We start from the raw sequence: 17,404 nt of genomic DNA, 5'->3' as shown, positions 1-17,404 counted from the left end.
GACGGCTGGTCAGCCCGGTTGGCAGGTCGGACACCAGTAGGTGTTGCGGGCGGCCAGCGCTCCGGCGGCCACGGTGGTGCCGCAGCACAGGCAGGGTTGGCCGGCACGCCGGTAGACGTACACCTCCCCACCGTGCCGGTCGTTGCGCGGCGCCCGGCCCATCGCCTCCGGCAGGTGCTCGTCGCGGACGGTGTCGATCCGGCCCCGACGCACCCCGATCCGCATCAGGGTGACCAGGTCGGCCCAGATCCGCTGCCACTGGTCGGCGGTCAGCCGCCGGCCAGGCGTGGTCGGCGCGATCCCGGCCCGGAACAGCACCTCGGTGGCGTAGACCAGGCCGACCCCGGCGACGATCGTCTGGTCGAGCAGCAACGCGCCGAGCGGCCTGACGCTGCGCCGGATCCGTCCGCCGGCGGTGTCCGGGTCGGCGTCGTCGCGCAGCGGGTCGGCGCCGAGCCGGTCCCGCAGGGCGTCGGCCTCGGCCTCGGTGAGCAGTTCGCAGGCGGCCGGTCCGCGCAGGTCCAGCCAGTGTCGGCGGTCGGTTACGCCGGCTGTCGCGGACGGTCCGTCGGCTGCCACTGCCGGCCCGCCGACCAGCCGCAGCCGGATCTGCCCGACCGGTGCGGGCGGCTGTCCCGGCCCGTCGGCGACGGTGCCGTAGAGGCCCAGATGCACGTGCAGGATGCCGCCTCCCGGACCGCCCCGGTAGTGGTGCAGCAGATGCTTGCCGTACGCCTCGGTGGCGGCGAGGGTGGCGCCGGTGAGTTGGGCGGCGCCGGCGGTGAACCGACCCTGCGGGCTGGTCGCGACGACCTGCGCTCCGCCGAGTACGGCGTGGTGGTGGGCGGCCAGCCGGTGGATGGTGTGGCCCTCGGGCATGACAGCAGAGCCTAGTCGGCACCGATCAGTAGCTTGCCGATCAGGCCGACCAACTGGTCCCGCTCGTCGGCGGTGAGCCGCTCGAAGAACCGGGCCTCGAGGGTCGCCGCGTCGGCCGAGATCGTCGCGAGGGCCGCCCGACCGGCCGGGCTGATGGTGACGATGTACGCCCGCCGGTTGGTCGGATTGCGCTGCCGGGTGACCAGACCGGCGCGTTCCAACGCGTCGACCGTGCCGACCATCGTGGTCCGGTCGGTCCGTAACCCGTCGCTGAGCTCCTGCTGGGAACGGGGACCGGTGGCGTCGAGCATGCCCAGCACCAGGAACTGGGTGAGGTTACGGCCGGTCCGCGCGGCGGCGGCCTCACCGATGCGGGTCGCCGCCGCCCCGGCCCGGCAGAGACCGACGATGTGCCGTTGCCACAGCAGCTGACGGAAGTAGTCCGTGAGCTCCGGCGGATCGTCGGGACCGCGCGTCCCTTGATCCGCTTCCGGTCCTGCTGGCCTCACCGTCACCGCTACACCCGCCCATGATCGGAACCTGACCGCCCGAGGGTATCGCCACCTGCTTGACCGTGACTGGTGTGGCGGACCGGACATCCGGGTACTGCAAGCCGGCAACCGTCGGAGACCCGCCCAGCCGCGGTGCGGTCCGGCGTACCGATAAGGAGGTCTGTCATGGTCAGGATTCCCTCGCTGTCCCGGCGCACGGAGCCGACGAGGCCGGCGGACGACCCACCACCGACCGGCGGTTCCACCGCGACCGCGACCGGCACGGCCGACGACGCCGAGCGGGCCGCCGACCGCGCCGAGACGCAGCGGCACGACACCGCACGGGCCGACGCGACGCGGGCCGACAACACGCGGGCCGGGTTCACCGATCCGGCAACCCGGCCGTCGCCGCCCGGACCGCGCCCCGAGCCACCCACCCGGGAGGGCGGCGACCCCCGGCCGGCTCCCCCGCCGGCACCTGCCGGCCCACGGCCCCGGGCCAGCCTGCTGGCCACGGTCAGTTTGATCACCGGGGTCGCCGGCGCGTTGTTCGTGCTGTCCGGGCCGCTGGCACCGTACGGGATCGCGATCGGGGTGATCGCCCTCGCCACCGGCCTCGGCGGGATCTCGGCGACGGCCCGCCGGCACATCGCCGGCCGGACCGAGGCGCTGACGGGCATCGTCCTCGCCCTCGGGACGATGATCGTCGGCAGCCTTGCGCTGACCGGCGCGCTGAGCTGGCTGACCACCGAGACCGACATGGTGCAGCAGGTACGGCAGTGGCTTGATTCACAGTTTGCCGGAATCTTCTGACGGGCAATCGTGACCCGGGACGGTGGTTCACCGCCCCGCAGGGCCCGGCAGCGGTGGTTCACCGCACGAGGGCCGACCGAACCGGTGGTTCACCGGGTACCGCATCTTCGGGGGGCGACAGCGTGGTCGCCCCCCGAAAGCGTGCGTACGCAACAAAGCGCATGCCGCAGTCATCGATGACGCAACGAATCGCTGCTAGAAGCAACTCCTGGCGATGGTTTCTGCGGGTGCTAGCCCTTAGCGTGGAGAACAAGCGCCAGCCCACGGCCACCGCCGGGGCGCGCCTTCGACCCACAGGAGCCAGCCGCATGACGATGCACGCCACCCGCCGGCAGTACCTGATGTGCCGGCCGACGTACTTCGCCGTGGAATACGCGATCAACCCGTGGATGGACCCGGCCCGCCCCGTCGACCGGGAGCTGGCGATCGCGCAGTGGGACCAGCTGCGCCGGACCTACCTGGAACTGGGCCACACCGTCGATGAGATCGAGCCGTTGCCCGGCCTGCCCGACATGGTCTTCGCCGCCAACGGCGCCACCGTCATCGACAGCCGGGCCCTGGCCGTGCAGTTCCGCGAGCCGCAGCGGGCCGACGAGGCACCCGCCTACCGCGACTGGCTGGAGCAGGCCGGCTTCCCGGTGCACGAGGCCAAACACGTCAACGAAGGCGAAGGCGACCTCCTGGTGGTCGGCGACTACCTGCTGGCCGGCACCGGATTCCGCACCTCGCACGCTGCGCACGCCCACGCCCAGGAGGTGTTCGGCCGCCCGGTGGTCACCCTGCAACTGGTCGACCCGTGCTTCTACCACCTGGACACGGCACTCGCCGTGATCGACGAGCGGACCATCGCGTACCTGCCGGAGGCGTTCTCGCCCGGCAGTCAGGCGGTGCTGCGCCGGCTGTTCCCGGACGCCGTCACTGCCAGCCTGGCCGACGCCGCCGCGTTCGGCCTCAACGCGGTCAGCGACGGCCGGCACGTGGTGCTGCCGGTGCAGGCCGACGGGCTGGCGGCGGCGCTGCGCGAACGCGGCTACCACCCGATCGGGGTCGACCTGTCCGAGCTGCGCAAGGCTGGCGGCGGCCCGAAATGCTGCACCCTGGAGCTGAGGGGGTCGAGCCGATGATCGTCGACGGGATGCTGCGGACGCCGGGGGCGGTACGCGACGCCGAACGCTGGACCGCGCACAACTACCACCCGCTGCCGGTGGTGATCAGCGAGGCCGCCGGTGCCTGGGTCACCGACGTCGACGGCCGGCGCTACCTCGACTGCCTGGCCGGCTACTCGGCGCTCAACTTCGGCCACCGGCATCCGACGTTGACCGCCGCCGCGCACGCCCAGCTGGACCGGCTCACCCTGACCAGTCGGGCGTTCAGCCACGACCGGTTCGCCGACTTCTGCCGGGAGCTGGCCGAGCTGTGCGGCAAGGACATGGTGCTGCCGATGAACACCGGCGCCGAGGCGGTGGAGACCGCGATCAAGGTCGCCCGCAAATGGGGCTACCAGGTCAAGGGCGTACCGGACGGGCAGGCCACCATCGTCGTGACCGACGGCAACTTCCACGGCCGGACCACGACGATCGTCAGCTTCTCCACCGACGCCGAGGCCCGCGACGGCTTCGGGCCGTACACCCCGGGGTTCCGGATCGTGCCGTACGGCGACCTCGCCGCGCTGGCCGACGCGATCGACGAGACCTGCGTCGCGGTGCTGCTGGAACCGATCCAGGGCGAGCAGGGCGTGGTGGTGCCGCCGGACGGCTACCTGACCGGGGTACGGGACCTGTGCACCCGCAACGACGTGCTGCTGCTCGCCGACGAGATCCAGTCCGGCCTGGGCCGCACCGGGGCGACGTTCGCCTGCGACCACGAGGGCGTGGTGCCGGACATGTACATCCTCGGCAAGGCGCTCGGCGGCGGCATCGTGCCGGTATCGGCGGTGGTCGCCGACCGGCCGGTGCTCGGCGTGCTGCGCCCCGGCGAACACGGCTCGACGTTCGGCGGCAACGCTCTCGCCTGCGCGGTCGCCACCGAGGTGGTGCGGCTGCTGGCCACCGGCGAGTACCAGCGGCGCTCGGCGGAGCTGGGTACCCGACTGCACGCCGGGCTCGACGCGCTGCGCGACGAGGGACGGCTGCTCGCCGTCCGAGGTCGCGGGCTGTGGGCCGGGCTGGACCTGGACCCACGGCGGACGACCGGTCGGCAGGCCTGCGAACGGCTCGCCGAACGGGGCGTACTGGCCAAGGACACCCACGGTGCGACGATCCGGCTGGCTCCACCGCTGGTCGCCGATGCTTCCGACGTGGACTTCGCCATCGAACAGCTTTCCCACGTGCTGCGCTGAGCACACCGGCCGGCCGGGGGGCGATGCGCCGCCCGGCCGGAGGCCGGTCGACCAGGGGCACGGTCACGGTCAGCAGGCGCGGCCAGGGGTCAGGGTCAGGGTCAGGGTCAGTGGAACACGATGGCCCGGCCGCAGGTGATGCTCGCCCGGCCCGCCTCGTGCAGGGTGAGCCACGCCTGTGTCTCGGCGGAGAAGGCGGTGCCGTCGGGCACCGCGAACAGCCGGGCCGCCTCCGTGTCCGGCAAATTCCCGGCCGGGTCCAGCCGGACGCCGAGCGCCGGGGCACAGCGCCGTAGCTCGGCGAGCAGAGCCGAACTCGACCCGACGATGCCGCCGCCGGCCACCCCTGCCTCGCCCGGCAGGAACACCGGGTCGCCGAGATCGGCCGGCACGTAGTAGCCGGCGGTGTCGGAGTGGCACAGCAGGTGCGACTCCAGCATCGACGCCTGGTCGTCGACCAGCTCCCGGTCGGCGGCGAGCCCGCTCACGTCGGTGACCGGGGTGACCGGCCGGTCCACGTCCACCAGGGCCAGCACCCGGCGCAGCTGGTGCAGCCAGTTGGTCGGCAGGCTGCGCAGGTGCGGCCGGGTCGACGGGACCGCCGCCGCATACTGCTCCTGCCAGCCGACGCCCTCGGCGGCCAGCGCGGCGCTCAACTGGTCGAGGGCGGCGCGGTTGTGCGCCGCCCCCTCGTCGTCGATGCCGGACAGTGCCGTGGTGATCCCGACCGTGACCGCAAGACTCATGCGAGGCAGGCTAGCCGGGCTGCCCGACAGGGCGGTCAGGTCAGCAAGGTGGCCAGTACGCCGCAGGGTCAGCAGGTGGCCAGCATGCCGGACAGGGCGGACTTCTCCGCGCTGTCCACTGTCAGGTCGTAGTACCACTTCACCTGGATCCAGGCCCGGGCGTAGGTGCAGCGGAACGCCGCGAGTGGCGGCTGCCAGTCGGCCGGGTCCTTGTCGCCCTTGGACTGGTTGACGTTGTCGGTGACCGCCCAGAGCTCCGGCCCGCCGAGGTCGTTGGCGTACGTCTGACGCCGGGCGGTGGACCAGGCCCAGGCACCGGAACGCCACGCCTCGGCGAGCGGCACCATGTGGTCGATGTCTACGTCCGACGCCTGCGTCCAGGTGGCTCCGTCGAACGGGCTGTACCAGGACCCGGAGGTCGCGGCGCAGCTGCTGTTGACCACGACGTTGCTGCCGTCGCGCTTGAGCACCTGCTCCCGGGTGTTGCAGCTGCCGGTGATGGTGATCCAGTGCGGGAACAGCGACCGGTTGTAGCTCGACTGGTGCGACTCGGCGGCCACGGTCAGCGAGTTCAGCCGGCTGAGCGCCGTGCTGTAGGACGGGATGTTGGGCGGGGTGGCCTGTGCGGGGACGGCGGTCACGGTGAGGGCGACGGCGGCGGCGACCGTGGCTGCGACGACGGCGCTGACGGTGCGGCGGACGTTGACGGTGGGGCGGGCCATGTGGGCTCCTGGTGTCGCTGCCCGCCGCGGCCGGGTCGGGCGCTCCGGCCTGGGGATACGGTGGGCAGGTCGATACCGGGAATCTAAGCTCCTCGATTACATTGATCAAGACGAGTCGATGAACACGGCGTTAAGTCCAGCGCTCCAACCGGATGGCCCTATCGTTGTGGCCGTGCCGAGCATCGACGCCGCCTCCCCCTCGCCGACAAGGCCCCAGCTGTACGTTGGCTGCGCGATGTGGACACACAGGTCCTGGCAGGGACGGCTGATCGCGCACCCGCTGCCGCCGGCCGAGCGGCTGCGCCACTACGCCACCTGGTGCACCGCCGTCGAAGGCAACACCACCTTCTACGCCACCCCGACCCGGGAGACCGTGGCCACCTGGGCAGCACAGACCGCCCCAGACTTCCGCTTCGTACTCAAACTGCCGAAGACCGTCACCCACGACCACCGGCTCACCGAAGCCCACGCACCGTTGCACGCCTTCCTCGACGCGATCGCCCCGCTCGGGCCGCGTACCCATGCGATCTGGGCCCAACTGCCGGCGTCGTTCGGCCCTGACGACGTGCCCGTCCTGGCCCGCTTCCTGCGCCGGCTCCCCCGCGACCACCGGTACGCGGTCGAAGTCCGCCACCCGGCGTTCTTCACCGACCCGGCCGCGACCCGGCTGCTCGAAGGGGTGCTGAGCGACGTTGACGCCGAGTGGGTGCCGTTCGACACCACGACGTTCTTCGCCGCCGGGCCGACCAGCGACGCCGAACGCGACGCCTGGGTCAAGAAGCCCCGCGCCCCGCTGCGCACCCGGGCACTGACCGACCGGCCGATCGTGCGCTACCTCGGCCGCGACGACGTCGAGCAGACCGTCGCCGGCTGGCGACGCTGGGTCGAGGCATCGGTGGCCTGGCTGCGGCAGGGCTGCTCGCCGACGGTGTTCATCCACACCCCGGACAACGCCGACGCGCCGGCCCTGGCCCGCCGCTTCCACGACGAGGTACGGGCCACGCTGCCGCAGCTCGACCGGCTACCCGAACCGATCCCGGCACAGCCGCTGACCCTGTTCTGACCGCTCGTACCGCCGGTCCCCTGCAGCGAGCTTCGAGCAAATCGCGTTGCCCGGTACGGACTGGTTGCGTTTTGTCTACTGTATGCATTTCCGGCACCCAGGCCAGTTGGTGCGCATCGCGGTCTTCCCGATCACGCTGAGACGGGCCGTCGCCGTGAACCTGGCCCGCGCTTCCCCGACCTGGACCGCCCACTACGCGTCGGTGACGGCGATCCGGCCTGAGAGGTCGCCGACGGCGACGTCATGCACGCCGGCCGGCTCGGTGTGGCTGACGGCGACCTCGTGCTGATCGTGCACAGCGGTTCCCGTGGTCTCGGCGAACGGATCCTGCGTACCCACACCGACGTGCACGGTGCCGGCCCGGCCGAACCGATCGTCGACCGGTGCCACAACCTGGGGGAGATCCGTGACGGCAGGTACCTGCACCATAAAGGGGCGGCTCCCGGCGACGGCCGGGACGTCCTGGTCGCCGGCACCCGTGGCACCGCCTCCTACCTGGTCGCCGCGCACGCCGGCCCGGACGCCAACTACTCGGTGGCGCACGGAGCCGGCCGCAGAATGTCCCGCGCTGACGCCCTGCGCCGTGGTCGGGTCAAGCACACCGTGGCGGAGCTGCGCCGTACCCCGGTCAACTCGGTGGTGTGCGGTGATCGTCAGCTGCTGTTCGAGGAGGCGCCGACGGCGTACAACGCATCGAGCGGGTCGTCGCCGACCTGGTGGCCCACCGCCTGGCCACCCGCCGGATTCGGACCGTCGGCGGCGACCGGCCGGACACCTACCGGTCGGCGCAGGTCCGCCTCGACGGCAGCGGAGCCGAGGAGTTCGCCGCCTCTTGGACTGGCCCCCTGTGCTGGCAGGCACCGAGCCCGTACCGGGCCGGACATAGCCGGAAGAACACCCGTTCGGGCCGAGCGCCCGCGCCGCACCTGACCGCCGGTGGCGGATGATGGGCCGATGCCTGTGGTGGAAGCAGCGGTCACCGTCCCCGTACCACCAGATCTCGCCTTCACCCGGTCCCGGCACGGTCTGACGATGATCAGCGAGTACGTCTCGTACGCGCCGCCGACCAACGTCGGCATGAAGATGGTGCGTGGTCCGTGGTTCTTCGAGATGTTCGCCGGCGGCTGGCGGTTCGCCCCGGTATGCGGGTCCGGTCGTACGGTGGCGACCTGGCGGTACAGCTTCCGCTGCCGGCCGGCACCGCTGCGCCCGGTCGCCGACCGGATCGGGGTGTGGCTGCTGGGCCGCGACATCCGCCGCCGCATCGCCGGCTACGCGGCCGGTTGCGCCGACCCCGAGGTCGTCGCCGCCGCCCGCCGGTCACTGTCCGACTGATCCCGGTCGGTTTTCCAACGGCTCGGGACCCGACGCAGCGCGAGGGCCGGACCCCGGGTGCGGGGTCCGGCCCTTCGCGCTGAGCTTGGGGTGTTTCGGGTCAGCTGTTCCAGTGCTGGGCGACGAGTTCGGCGGCCTGGGTCTCCCACTGGGCGTAGTGGTCCGGGTACGCCGACACCTGCACGGTCTGCGCGGCCTGGGTCAGCGGCATGTCCTGCCAGCCGTCGACGGCCTTGAGCCCGGTGAGGAACGCGGTGGTGGAGTACTCCACGTCGGTGATCTGCTCGACGGTGCCCCAGCCCGACGACGGGCGCTGCTGGAACAGGCCCTGCGAGTCGTGGTCGTTGCGGTCACCGAGGTGGCCGAGGTTCTCCAGCTTTGACTCCTGCAGGGCGGTGGCGATGGCGACCACGGCGGCCCGCTCGTGCATGCCGGCCTTCTTCGTGGCGGCGATGATGCCCTTGACGTTGTCGGTCTGCTCGCCGGACAGGCTGATGCGGGACTGTTCGCCCTGCACGCCGTGCGGGGTGAGCTTGTCGGTGTCGACGCTGTCGCTGCTCGCGGCGGCCGCGGGTGCGGCCAGGGCGGTGGGGGCGTGCTCGGCGGCCAGGGCGGGGGCGGCGACCGCGCCGCCGGCCAGGGTCAGCCCGGCGATGCCGAGGGCGGTGGTGCGCAGGCTGGTACGCAGGGTACGGGTGATGATCGTGGTCATGGGGGTCCACCTTCCGTTTGCCGAGGGGGCGCACCACACCTGTCACGGGCGGGTGCGCGGTAAACGGTCGTCCGGGTGGTACGGGATGTCAGACGTGCGACGTCGGCTCGCGGGCGGCTCCGGCACGCCCCGAATGGGGGGTGCGGGTGCGCTGCCGCGCGCCGTGACCATGTACAACCACGCCGACCCGTCGACGATTCCCGACCGGGCCCACCCGCCGGGCCGCCTGGCCGGGGCCTGGCGGCTGCGGGCCGGAGTGCGTGGCGCGACCATGCACAACGACGATGCCCGGCGGATCATTCCGCGCCGGTCTGAGAGCCGTCGTACAGCCCCGCTGAGGGTTGGTCGACCTGGGCGAGGCTGATGCCACAGGTACATCTTGATGCACCTGTGGCATCAGCCTCGGATTCAGGCCCAGGGGTCGAAGGGGATACCTGCCGGTTTCGACCTGCTCAAAAGGTTACGGAACCGGTCGTCCCGATCAGTGATCTTGATGCTGGCGGAGCCGAAGTCGGCCGTCATCAACCGGTCCCGCAGCGCCGTGCCGGGCCAGCCGTTCCAGTCGACGACCGGCGGGTACCGCCAGGTACCGTAGTGGTTCTCCGGCGGGTCGTCGTTGCTGTTCGCCAGCCGGAAGTTGTGCGAGCCGAAGGCGCCTTCCTTGTGGTACACGATCTTCGGATGTGTGCCGTCGAACCGCACCGAGGACCGCGGATAGGTCTGCACTTCGCCGTGCACCGTCCGGGACACGTAGTCGACCCGGTCCGACGCCTGGTTCACCCAGGAGACGACGTGCTCCCAGTCGTGCCGGTGACCGCAGCAGCCCTGCAGGACCTGGTCCTTCTCGAAGTAACTCGCGTACACGATGGCGCACCAGCCGTTGTTGCACTTCGACCTGGCGTACGTCTGGGTCCGGTCGAGGTCCGACTGGTCGCGGCAGTTTCCGTTGACCGCCCCGGTGGTGTTCAGGCCGCCGTTGAGGGTGCCGTCGGGGGCGATCGCCGCTACCGGATAGCACCCGTCGCCGTCGTAGTCGTACGCCGGCGAGAACGTCAGCTCGTAACCGCCGGCGGACTGGGGCAGGTTGGGCAGGTTCGCGGCCCGCGCGGCCGCGGCTGGAGCGACCACCAGCACAGTGGACAGCGCTGCGGCTGCGATCCAGTTTCGGCCGTGGATCGCGGTACGGTTCGGGCTGGCGGATCGACGCAAGGCGACCTCCCTGATTGACCGAAGTGACCAGCGTATTGTGGTCAACGTCGATATCCAAGGAGTTGACTACCGATGGCCGTACGGTGCACAGCCGAGCGGTGGATCAGAGCCCGTGCGGCAGGGCCCGGTCGGTGTGGCCGAGGCTGAGATCGGGCGCGATGCGGTCCCGTACCAGTCTTTTCAGCTCGGGGATTCCTGGGAAGCCGCTCTCCCCGCGCGACCAGATCGTCTCACCGTCCAGCCTGACCTCGAACACTCCGCCGGTGCCCGGCACCAGCGCCACCTCACCGAGCCGCAGCGCGAATGTGGTGAGCAGCTCCTGAGCCGTCCATGCGGCGCGCAGCATCCAGCGGCACTGCGTGCAGTACTCGATCTCCAACCGTGGCTGTTTGGTAGTGGTCACCAACCGAGTATGCCTGCGCCGGGCACCGGGTCGACAAGGTCGGTGCCGGGCATGTCCGGCAGGGCGCCGTCGGGCGGGCCACCGTACCGGCAAATGCTCTTGCCGGTCTGGCAAACTGGGTGGCATGGACGACGACCTCGACCATGCCCTCGACTCGGTCGGCCCCCGGCTGCGGGCGCTGCGCAAACAGCGCGAGACGACCCTCGCCGAGTTGTCGGCAGTCACCGGCATCTCGGTTAGCACCCTGTCCCGGCTGGAATCCGGCACCCGCCGACCCACCCTGGAGCTGCTGCTACCCCTCGCTCGCGCCCACGGGGTCAGCCTGGACGAACTGGTCGACGCGCCGCCGACCGGCGACCCACGCATCCACCTGCGGCCGGTCAGCCGCTTCGGGATGACCGTTCTTCCGCTCAGCCAGCGGGCCGGCGGTATCCAGGCGTACAAGCTGATCATCCCGACACGCAGCCCACGCCGCGAGCCTGAGCTGAAGACCCACGAAGGCTACGAATGGCTGTACGTCCTCGACGGGCGGCTGCGTGTCCTGCTCGGTGAGCACGATCTGATCCTGGCTCCCGGCGAGGCGGCGGAGTTCGACACCAGGGTGCCGCACTGGTTCGGCGCGGTCGGTGATGAGCCGGTCGAGTTCCTCAGCCTCTTCGGCCAGCAGGGCGAACGCGCCCACCTGCGGGCCCGCCCCCGGGAGCGAGCGCGGGATCGGGAGCGGGCTGGGGAACGGGCCAGGGAGGGTGGCAGGCCCTGAACCGCGTACGCACCTGGGAACGCTCGGCCGGCTGCTGCTCGCCCGCCGCCGACCCGACCCGGTGGCACCCGTCACCGAGTAAGACATCAGCTCGCGTACGCGCCGAGCAGTTGCAGCCGTTCAGCGTCGGCGCTGCCCGGCGCGGCGGTGTAGACGATCAGGATCGGGCCGGAGCGTCCTGGCGGGGTGAAGGCGTCCCAGTCCAGCCGCAGGTCACCGACCAGTGGATGCGGGAACGTCTTGCTGCCGCTGACCGACTCACGCACCTCGTGGCGGGCCCAGAGCTGGCGGAACTCCTCGCTGCGGATGCTGAGCGTGCCGACGATCTCCCGGGCGCGTGGGTGCTCCGGGTCAGCGGCGACCGCCGCCCGCAGGAAGCCCAGATAGTCCAGCACCGTCTCCTCCCAGCCGGGACAGCGGCCGTGCGCCTGCGCATGGTCGAACATGTCGATCAGCGCGTTGGCCGGCCCGATACCCGGGTAGAGGGCGGCAGCCATGGCGTTCCAGGCCAGCAGGTCCAGGTGCCGGCTGACCACCACGGCCGGGGTGTGCAGGCTGTGCAGCAGCCGGCAGGTGCTCTCCGGAACGGTCTCGCGGGCACGCCGTCGTGGTTTCGGTGGCTGCTGTGCCCGGCGGGCCAGGGCGCGCAGGTGGCGGGTCTCCTCGGCGTTGAGCGCGAGCGCGCGGGCGATGCCGGTCAGTACGTCGTCGGAGGGGCGCACGTCGCGGCCCTGCTCCAGCCGCTGGTAGTAGTCGGTGCTCACCCCGGCGAGCAGCGCCAGCTCCTCACGGCGCAGGCCGGCGACCCGCCGACGCGGGCCGGGTGCCAGCCCGATCTCCTCGGGCCGCAGCCGGGAGCGGCGGTTTCGGAGGAAGTCGGCCAGCTCGCGGGCGTAGACCGTGCTCGTCACACTGTCGAGTGTGCCGGTCGACGCACCCCGCAGGGTAGGTCCCGTGGTCCCAGGTTGGCCAGGTCTCTCCGACGGTGCGTCCAGCTACCTAGCGTCGACGGTCATGCAGGACATGCGGAACTGGACCGAAGAGCAGATCCCCGACCAGCACGGTCGGCGCGCGGTGGTGACCGGCGCGAACTCCGGCGTGGGGCGGGTCACCGTGCTGGAGCTGGCCCGGCACGGGGCCGCCGTGGTGCTGGCGGTACGCAACGTGGCGGCCGGCGAGGAAGCGGCCGCCACGATCCGGCGCGAGGTGCCGGGTGCCGACGTCGAGGTACGCCGACTGGACCTGGCGTCACTCGCGTCGATCCGGGCCTTCGCCGCCGACCTCACCGGTGGCCTCGACCTGCTGGTCAACAACGCCGGGCTGGTGCTGACCGGCCCGCGACCGCCGCTGACCGTGGACGGGTTCGACCTGCAGATGGGCACCAACGCACTCGGGCCGTACGCGCTGACCGGGCTGCTGCTGGACCGGCTGACCGCCGGCAAGGAACCCAGGGTGGTCACCGTGTCGTCGATCGTCCACAGATGGCGCAATCTCGACCTGAATGACCTGACGTTGGAGCGGTCCTACAACGGAAACCGGGCGTACGCGTTGTCGAAGCTGGTCGGCACCATCCTCGGCCTGGAGCTGGACCGGCGGCTGCGAGCCACCGGGTCGCCGGTGGTCAGCGTGCTCGCCCACCCCGGCATGACCCGCACCAACCTCACCCCGCGCGCGATGGCCGACCGGGGCCGGCTGATGCGCGCCGCCAGCCGACTCATGTCACTGGTCGTCAGCCCGGTCGAGGCCGGGGCCCGACCCCAGCTGTACGCGGCGACCGCTCCCGGCGTACGGGGTGGGCAGTTCCTCGGGCCGCGCGGGTTCCAGGAGATCCGTGGCCCGGTCACCGAGGTGCGGGCCAGCCCCCAGGCCCGCGACCTGGGCAACGGCCGGCGGATGTGGGCCGAGGCGGCCCGGCTCACCGGCGTCGCGTACCTCTGACGCGGCCCGGCGCACCGGCGGTGCGCACGTTCGCGACGGCGCCGCCGGCCGGGACGCCGGTGCCGGCAGACGCAGCTCACCGCACGGGCCGGTCGGTCGACTCAGTCCAGGTCGAGCAGGTCCCTGATGTCGGCGGCGGACAGTTGCGCGGAGGCGAACTCGCCCCCGTCCAGCACGCTGCTGAACAGCTCGGCCTTGCGCTGCTTCAACGCCATGACCTTCTCTTCGATGGTGTCCTTGGCGACCATCCGGTAGACCATGACGTTCGACGTCTGACCGATCCGGTGGACGCGGTCGACGGCCTGGGCCTCGGTCGCCGGGTTCCACCACGGGTCGAGCAGGATGCAGTAGTCGGCCTCGGTCAGGTTGAGGCCGAACCCGCCCGCCTTGAGGCTGATCAGGAAGACGTCGGCGTCGCCACGCTTGAACTCGGCGATCACGGCGGCCCGGTTGGTCGTCGACCCGTCGAGGTAGCCGCACCGGACGCCGGCGCCGACGAGCCGGTCACGCGCCGCGCCGAGGAACCGGGTGAACTGACTGAACACCAGCGTACGGTGGCCTTCGGCGACCAGGTTGGTGATCTGGTCGGCCAGCACGTCCAGTTTGGTCGACGGAACACCCTCGTGTCTCGGGTCGACCAGGGCGACGTCGAGACTGGCCTGGCGCAGCAACGTCAACGACCGGAAGATCTCGAACCGGTTCTTCTCCAGGTCCCCGAGCAGGCCGAGGACCTTCTGCCGTTCCCGCTGCAGATAGGCCTGGTAGATCCGGCGATGTTTGCGGTCGAGGTCGAGCTCCAGCACCTGTTCCTGCTTTTCCGGCAGGTCGGCGGCGACGTCGGCCTTGCGGCGACGCAACATCAGCGGCCGGATGCGGCGGCGCAGCTGGGCGAGCCGGTCACCGTCGCGGTCCCGCTCGATCGGCCCGCGGTAGTAGTCGGTGAACCGGTCCAGCCGGGGGAACAACCCGGGGGCGGTGATCGAGCAGAGCGCCCAGAGTTCGAGCAGGTTGTTCTCCATCGGCGTACCGGTGATGGCCAGCTTGAACGGCGCGGTCAGCTGCTTGGCGCAGCGGTGGCTCTGCGACTGGTGGTTCTTGACGAACTGGGCCTCGTCGAGGATCAACCCGGCCCAGTCGAGCGCCTGGTAGTCGTCGAACTCCAGCCGCAGCAGCGTGTACGAGGTGACGACGATGTCTGCCCCGGTGGCCGCCTCGGCGAGAGCCACGCCGCGCCGTGCCGAGGTCTGGGTGACCGCCCGTACGGTCAGGTCCGGGGTGAACCGCGCGGCCTCGGCGACCCAGTTGTGGATGACGCTGGCGGGGGCGACGACGAGGAACGGTACGTCGGCGCGGGCGTGCCGGATCAGGGCCAGCGTCTGCAGGGTCTTACCGAGACCCATGTCATCGGCGAGGATGCCGCCGAGCTGGTGCTCCCGCAGGGCGGCGAGCCAGCGGAACCCGTCGAGCTGGTACGGGCGCAGCTCCGCCCGTACCTGCGAGGGAACCTGGTGGTCGACGGCGGCGCCGGCGGTGGCCAGCTCGCGGACCGCGCGCTGCCAGGCGGCGGCCTGGCCGGTGATCTCCCCCAGTTCGGCCAGTTCGGCCCAGAGGCCGGCCTGGAACCGGCCGACGCGCAGCACGCCCGGCGGCCGGTCCTCCAGTGCCCGCGATTCGTCGATCAGCTCGCGGAGCTGGGCGAACTCGGGGCGGTCGAGGCTGAAGTACGTGCCGCTGGGCAGGATGAGGTACTGCCGGTCCTGCGCCAGCGCGGTGAACAGCTGATCGAAGATGACCTGTTCGCCGCCGACGCTGACCTGCACTGACAGGTCGAACCAGTCGTGTTCGCCGGGATGGTCGGTGCCGGCGAACCGAATGACCGGCGTCTCGTCGGATTCCCGGTAGTCCGGTACAGGCTCCGCTGCCGATTCGACCACCTCGACGCCGTCGAGGTCGGCGAGCCGGGGCAGGACCTCGCTGAGGAACCGGATCATGGCGTCGCCGGTGAGCGTGGTCAGGGCGGCGAGTCGCGGGCCGTTCGGAGTCGACTCGATCGCCTCCGGTACCGCTTTGGCCGTCGCCTCGGTGACCTGGTCGACGACGGCGTCACGGGGGTCGGCGTGCCCACGTGAGTCGGCGTGCCCGCGCGGACCGGTGGCCCACAGCGGCTCGGTCTGCCGGTGCGCGCCGACCGCGCGGACCCACTGCCAGTGGATCGACAACGCCTGTCCCGGCATCGGTGTCATGGCCAGGGTCAGGGTGGGAGGCAGCACCGGTGGCAGGTGCACCGCCGGTCCGGCGGCGACGACCTCGACCTGCTTGAGCAGCTCCGGGTAGAACCGTTCGAGAAACCGTGCCTCGTCGGCCGCCGGGACGCGGATCGCGGGACCGGCCAGGGCCTTCGCCGCCGCCGCCGACACCGCGCCGGACAGGGGCGCCAGCCGCAGCACCCGGTCCCGGGGCTGCGGCTCGACGCCGCCGCGCTCGGCCCACCAGGCGATCCCGTGCGCCGGTCGGCCGACGAAGACAGAGAACTCGGCGGCGACGGGTACGCCGTCGGCCAGCAGCACCGGCTGCACGATCAACTCGTCGTCGGCGCGGTCGACCTGCACCGACAGCCGGGCCGGTTGCCGGCCGACGACCACCGGCCGGCCGTACTTGCCGGGCTGGACCAGCGGCAGCCCGGCGTCGTCGGCCTCGGCCAACAGGTCCCAGATCCGCCGGCTCGCGAACGCGTCCAGGAAGATCGTCGTCGGGTGGCTGTAGTAGCCGTACCGGTCCTCGTCCAACCTCGATAGCGTGAGGATCTCGCCGAGCAACTGGCGGTGCCGTTGGGATTCGGGCGACCGGCCATAGCCGGCATACTGCACGTTCGACCAGCTGATGCCGGAGCGGACCCAGCCGGTCTGGCCGGGTACGACCGGACGCAACGCGATGCGTCCGGCGGGCCCGCCGGCGCCGGCCGCGCCCGGTTTGACCAGCTCGAACTGCAGGCCGACGGTGGCCCGGGCCGGCGCGGCGGTGACGACCGGGGCGACGTCGGAGACCAGCGCCGACAGGCTCTTCTCCCAGTCCGCCGTCGGCGCGTCCGGTGCCTGCCGCTGCTGCGGGACCGTCGGCGCGGCACCGACGACGGCCTGCAGCACCAGCGCGTACGGGTGGCCGCAGGACCTCTCGCCGCAGGAGCAGGCACCGTCGACCGTGGCGACGAGGCCGTCGGGGTCGGTGGTGACCGCCGCCGTCACGGTGCCCCCGCGACCAGGGTCCAGTCGGCCCTGGGCGTGCCCGGTCGTCGGATCCCAGCGGGCGTCGGTCAACTCGCCGTCCGCGAGTTGCGCACGGGCGCGCAGGAACGCCCGTACGCCGACGATCTCGCACAGCGCCGCTTCTTCGACGGTGAGTTCCAGCTTCGCCACTGTTCGTCGTCTCCCGGATAGGCCGCGTCGCGACGTAGGTTAGCCGGGTGTCAGCGCAACGATTGATCGCCGGTCCCGGTGACGCGCCGTGACCCGTACCGATTCGGCAGCCCGGGTGATGTCCGCCCCGGTCGCGCGCGTCTACGCCGCCCTGGTCGACCCGGAGGCACTCGCCGCATGGCTGCCGCCGCAGGGGATGACCGGCCGGTTCGAACGGTTCGACGCCCGGCCCGGTGGCGGCTACCGGCTGGTCCTGACCTACGCCGACGCGACGACCGGACCGGGCAAGGCCACCGCCGACTCCGACATCGTCGAGGCCCGCTTCGTCGACCTCGTCCCGGGCGTACGGGTCGTGCAGGCCGTCGACTTCGTCGCCGACGATCCGGCGTACGCCGGCACGATGACCATGACCTGGGAGGTGTCGGCGGTCGACGGCGGCACCCGGGTGGACATCCGCGCCGACGACGTACCGGCCGGCATCAGCGCGGCGGACCACGCCGCCGGCCTCGCCTCCTCGCTGGCGAACCTCGCCACGTACGTCGAGCGGTAGCCTCCACCCACTGCGCCGGCCAACCGAGGCCG

The 17,404-nt window shown here is 71.7% G+C and carries 17 protein-coding genes and 1 pseudogene; 9 read left to right on the top strand and 9 right to left on the bottom strand.

Features of this window, described 5'->3' with window-relative positions; translation table 11 throughout:
* Positions 1-9: 9 nt before the first annotated feature.
* A complete protein-coding gene (locus O7610_RS29275) occupies positions 10-879 on the bottom strand; it encodes an Fpg/Nei family DNA glycosylase (RefSeq protein WP_281567408.1) in 870 nt (289 codons plus the stop codon).
* An 11-nt stretch (positions 880-890) separates the two neighbouring features.
* Positions 891-1,394 (bottom strand): MarR family winged helix-turn-helix transcriptional regulator, encoded by a 504-nt coding sequence (locus tag O7610_RS29270; protein ID WP_281567409.1) that lies wholly within the window; start codon positions 1,392-1,394, stop codon positions 891-893.
* 162 nt (positions 1,395-1,556) lie between these two features.
* On the opposite strand from O7610_RS29270, the gene O7610_RS29265 reads away from it, so the two are divergent.
* The 3 genes from O7610_RS29265 to rocD all read left to right on the top strand — a co-directional run bounded on the left by O7610_RS29265 (position 1,557) and on the right by rocD (position 4,521).
* A complete protein-coding gene (locus O7610_RS29265; RefSeq protein ID WP_281553554.1) occupies positions 1,557-2,183 on the top strand; it encodes a hypothetical protein in 627 nt (208 codons plus the stop codon).
* A gap of 314 nt (positions 2,184-2,497) precedes the next feature.
* Complete coding sequence (ddaH, locus tag O7610_RS29260; protein ID WP_281555460.1) at positions 2,498-3,307, top strand: dimethylargininase; 810 nt, start codon at positions 2,498-2,500, stop codon at positions 3,305-3,307.
* A complete protein-coding gene (gene rocD, locus O7610_RS29255; RefSeq protein WP_502959125.1) occupies positions 3,304-4,521 on the top strand; it encodes an ornithine--oxo-acid transaminase in 1,218 nt (405 codons plus the stop codon). The genes ddaH and rocD overlap by 4 nt, the downstream gene beginning before the upstream one ends.
* A 107-nt stretch (positions 4,522-4,628) precedes the next feature.
* Here the strand turns inward: rocD and O7610_RS29250 are convergent, their stop codons facing one another.
* Positions 4,629-5,267 carry a putative DNA-mimic protein gene (locus O7610_RS29250; protein WP_281553553.1) on the bottom strand — a complete coding sequence of 213 codons (639 nt, stop codon included), beginning with the start codon at positions 5,265-5,267 and terminating at the stop codon, positions 4,629-4,631.
* A gap of 68 nt (positions 5,268-5,335) precedes the next feature.
* Positions 5,336-5,989, bottom strand: a complete 654-nt coding sequence (locus tag O7610_RS29245; protein WP_281553552.1) for an HNH endonuclease family protein — start codon at positions 5,987-5,989, stop codon at positions 5,336-5,338.
* A gap of 217 nt (positions 5,990-6,206) precedes the next feature.
* Here O7610_RS29245 and O7610_RS29240 point away from each other — a divergent pair, with 217 nt between their 5' ends.
* The 3 genes and pseudogenes from O7610_RS29240 (at position 6,207) to O7610_RS29225 (ending at position 8,387) form a co-directional block, all read left to right on the top strand.
* Positions 6,207-7,052, top strand: coding sequence for a DUF72 domain-containing protein (locus tag O7610_RS29240; RefSeq protein WP_502959124.1), 846 nt, complete (start codon positions 6,207-6,209; stop codon positions 7,050-7,052).
* Positions 7,053-7,167: 115 nt separating this feature from the next.
* Positions 7,168-7,807: pseudogene (locus O7610_RS29235) on the top strand (RtcB family protein); the annotation flags it as partial.
* Between the two features lie 199 nt (positions 7,808-8,006).
* Positions 8,007-8,387 (top strand): SRPBCC family protein, encoded by a 381-nt coding sequence (locus O7610_RS29225; RefSeq protein WP_281567410.1) that lies wholly within the window; start codon positions 8,007-8,009, stop codon positions 8,385-8,387.
* 100 nt (positions 8,388-8,487) lie between these two features.
* Here the strand turns inward: O7610_RS29225 and O7610_RS29220 are convergent, their stop codons facing one another.
* The 3 genes from O7610_RS29220 to O7610_RS29210 all read right to left on the bottom strand — a co-directional run bounded on the left by O7610_RS29220 (position 8,488) and on the right by O7610_RS29210 (position 10,711).
* Positions 8,488-9,075 (bottom strand): hypothetical protein, encoded by a 588-nt coding sequence (locus O7610_RS29220; protein WP_281567484.1) that lies wholly within the window; start codon positions 9,073-9,075, stop codon positions 8,488-8,490.
* Between the two features lie 432 nt (positions 9,076-9,507).
* On the bottom strand, positions 9,508-10,308 hold the full coding sequence (locus tag O7610_RS29215) for an NPP1 family protein (RefSeq protein WP_281567411.1): 801 nt from the start codon (positions 10,306-10,308) through the stop codon (positions 9,508-9,510).
* A 103-nt stretch (positions 10,309-10,411) separates the two neighbouring features.
* A complete protein-coding gene (locus tag O7610_RS29210) occupies positions 10,412-10,711 on the bottom strand; it encodes an Rdx family protein (protein ID WP_233605653.1) in 300 nt (99 codons plus the stop codon).
* A gap of 124 nt (positions 10,712-10,835) precedes the next feature.
* On the opposite strand from O7610_RS29210, the gene O7610_RS29205 reads away from it, so the two are divergent.
* Positions 10,836-11,471, top strand: coding sequence for a helix-turn-helix domain-containing protein (locus O7610_RS29205; RefSeq protein WP_289212305.1), 636 nt, complete (start codon positions 10,836-10,838; stop codon positions 11,469-11,471).
* Positions 11,472-11,557: 86 nt separating this feature from the next.
* On the opposite strand, the gene O7610_RS29200 is transcribed toward O7610_RS29205, so the two are convergent.
* The gene (locus O7610_RS29200; RefSeq protein WP_281553547.1) at positions 11,558-12,382 is read right to left on the bottom strand and encodes a helix-turn-helix domain-containing protein; all 825 of its coding nucleotides are present in this window, start codon (positions 12,380-12,382) and stop codon (positions 11,558-11,560) included.
* A 103-nt stretch (positions 12,383-12,485) separates the two neighbouring features.
* On the opposite strand from O7610_RS29200, the gene O7610_RS29195 reads away from it, so the two are divergent.
* Complete coding sequence (locus O7610_RS29195) at positions 12,486-13,409, top strand: oxidoreductase (protein ID WP_353850305.1); 924 nt, start codon at positions 12,486-12,488, stop codon at positions 13,407-13,409.
* A gap of 101 nt (positions 13,410-13,510) precedes the next feature.
* Here O7610_RS29195 and O7610_RS29190 read toward each other — a convergent pair whose 3' ends face one another.
* Positions 13,511-16,822: an SNF2-related protein gene (locus O7610_RS29190; RefSeq protein WP_281553546.1), complete on the bottom strand. Its 3,312-nt coding sequence runs from the start codon at positions 16,820-16,822 to the stop codon at positions 13,511-13,513.
* 88 nt (positions 16,823-16,910) lie between these two features.
* On the opposite strand from O7610_RS29190, the gene O7610_RS29185 reads away from it, so the two are divergent.
* Positions 16,911-17,372 (top strand): SRPBCC family protein, encoded by a 462-nt coding sequence (locus O7610_RS29185; protein WP_281553545.1) that lies wholly within the window; start codon positions 16,911-16,913, stop codon positions 17,370-17,372.
* The last annotated feature ends 32 nt before the right edge of the window (positions 17,373-17,404 follow it).

This window comes from Solwaraspora sp. WMMA2065, from assembly GCF_030345075.1.
Lineage (GTDB): Bacteria > Actinomycetota > Actinomycetes > Mycobacteriales > Micromonosporaceae > Micromonospora_E.
Note: the sequence above shows the minus strand (reverse complement) of the source record. Positions and strands in the feature narration are given on the sequence as shown.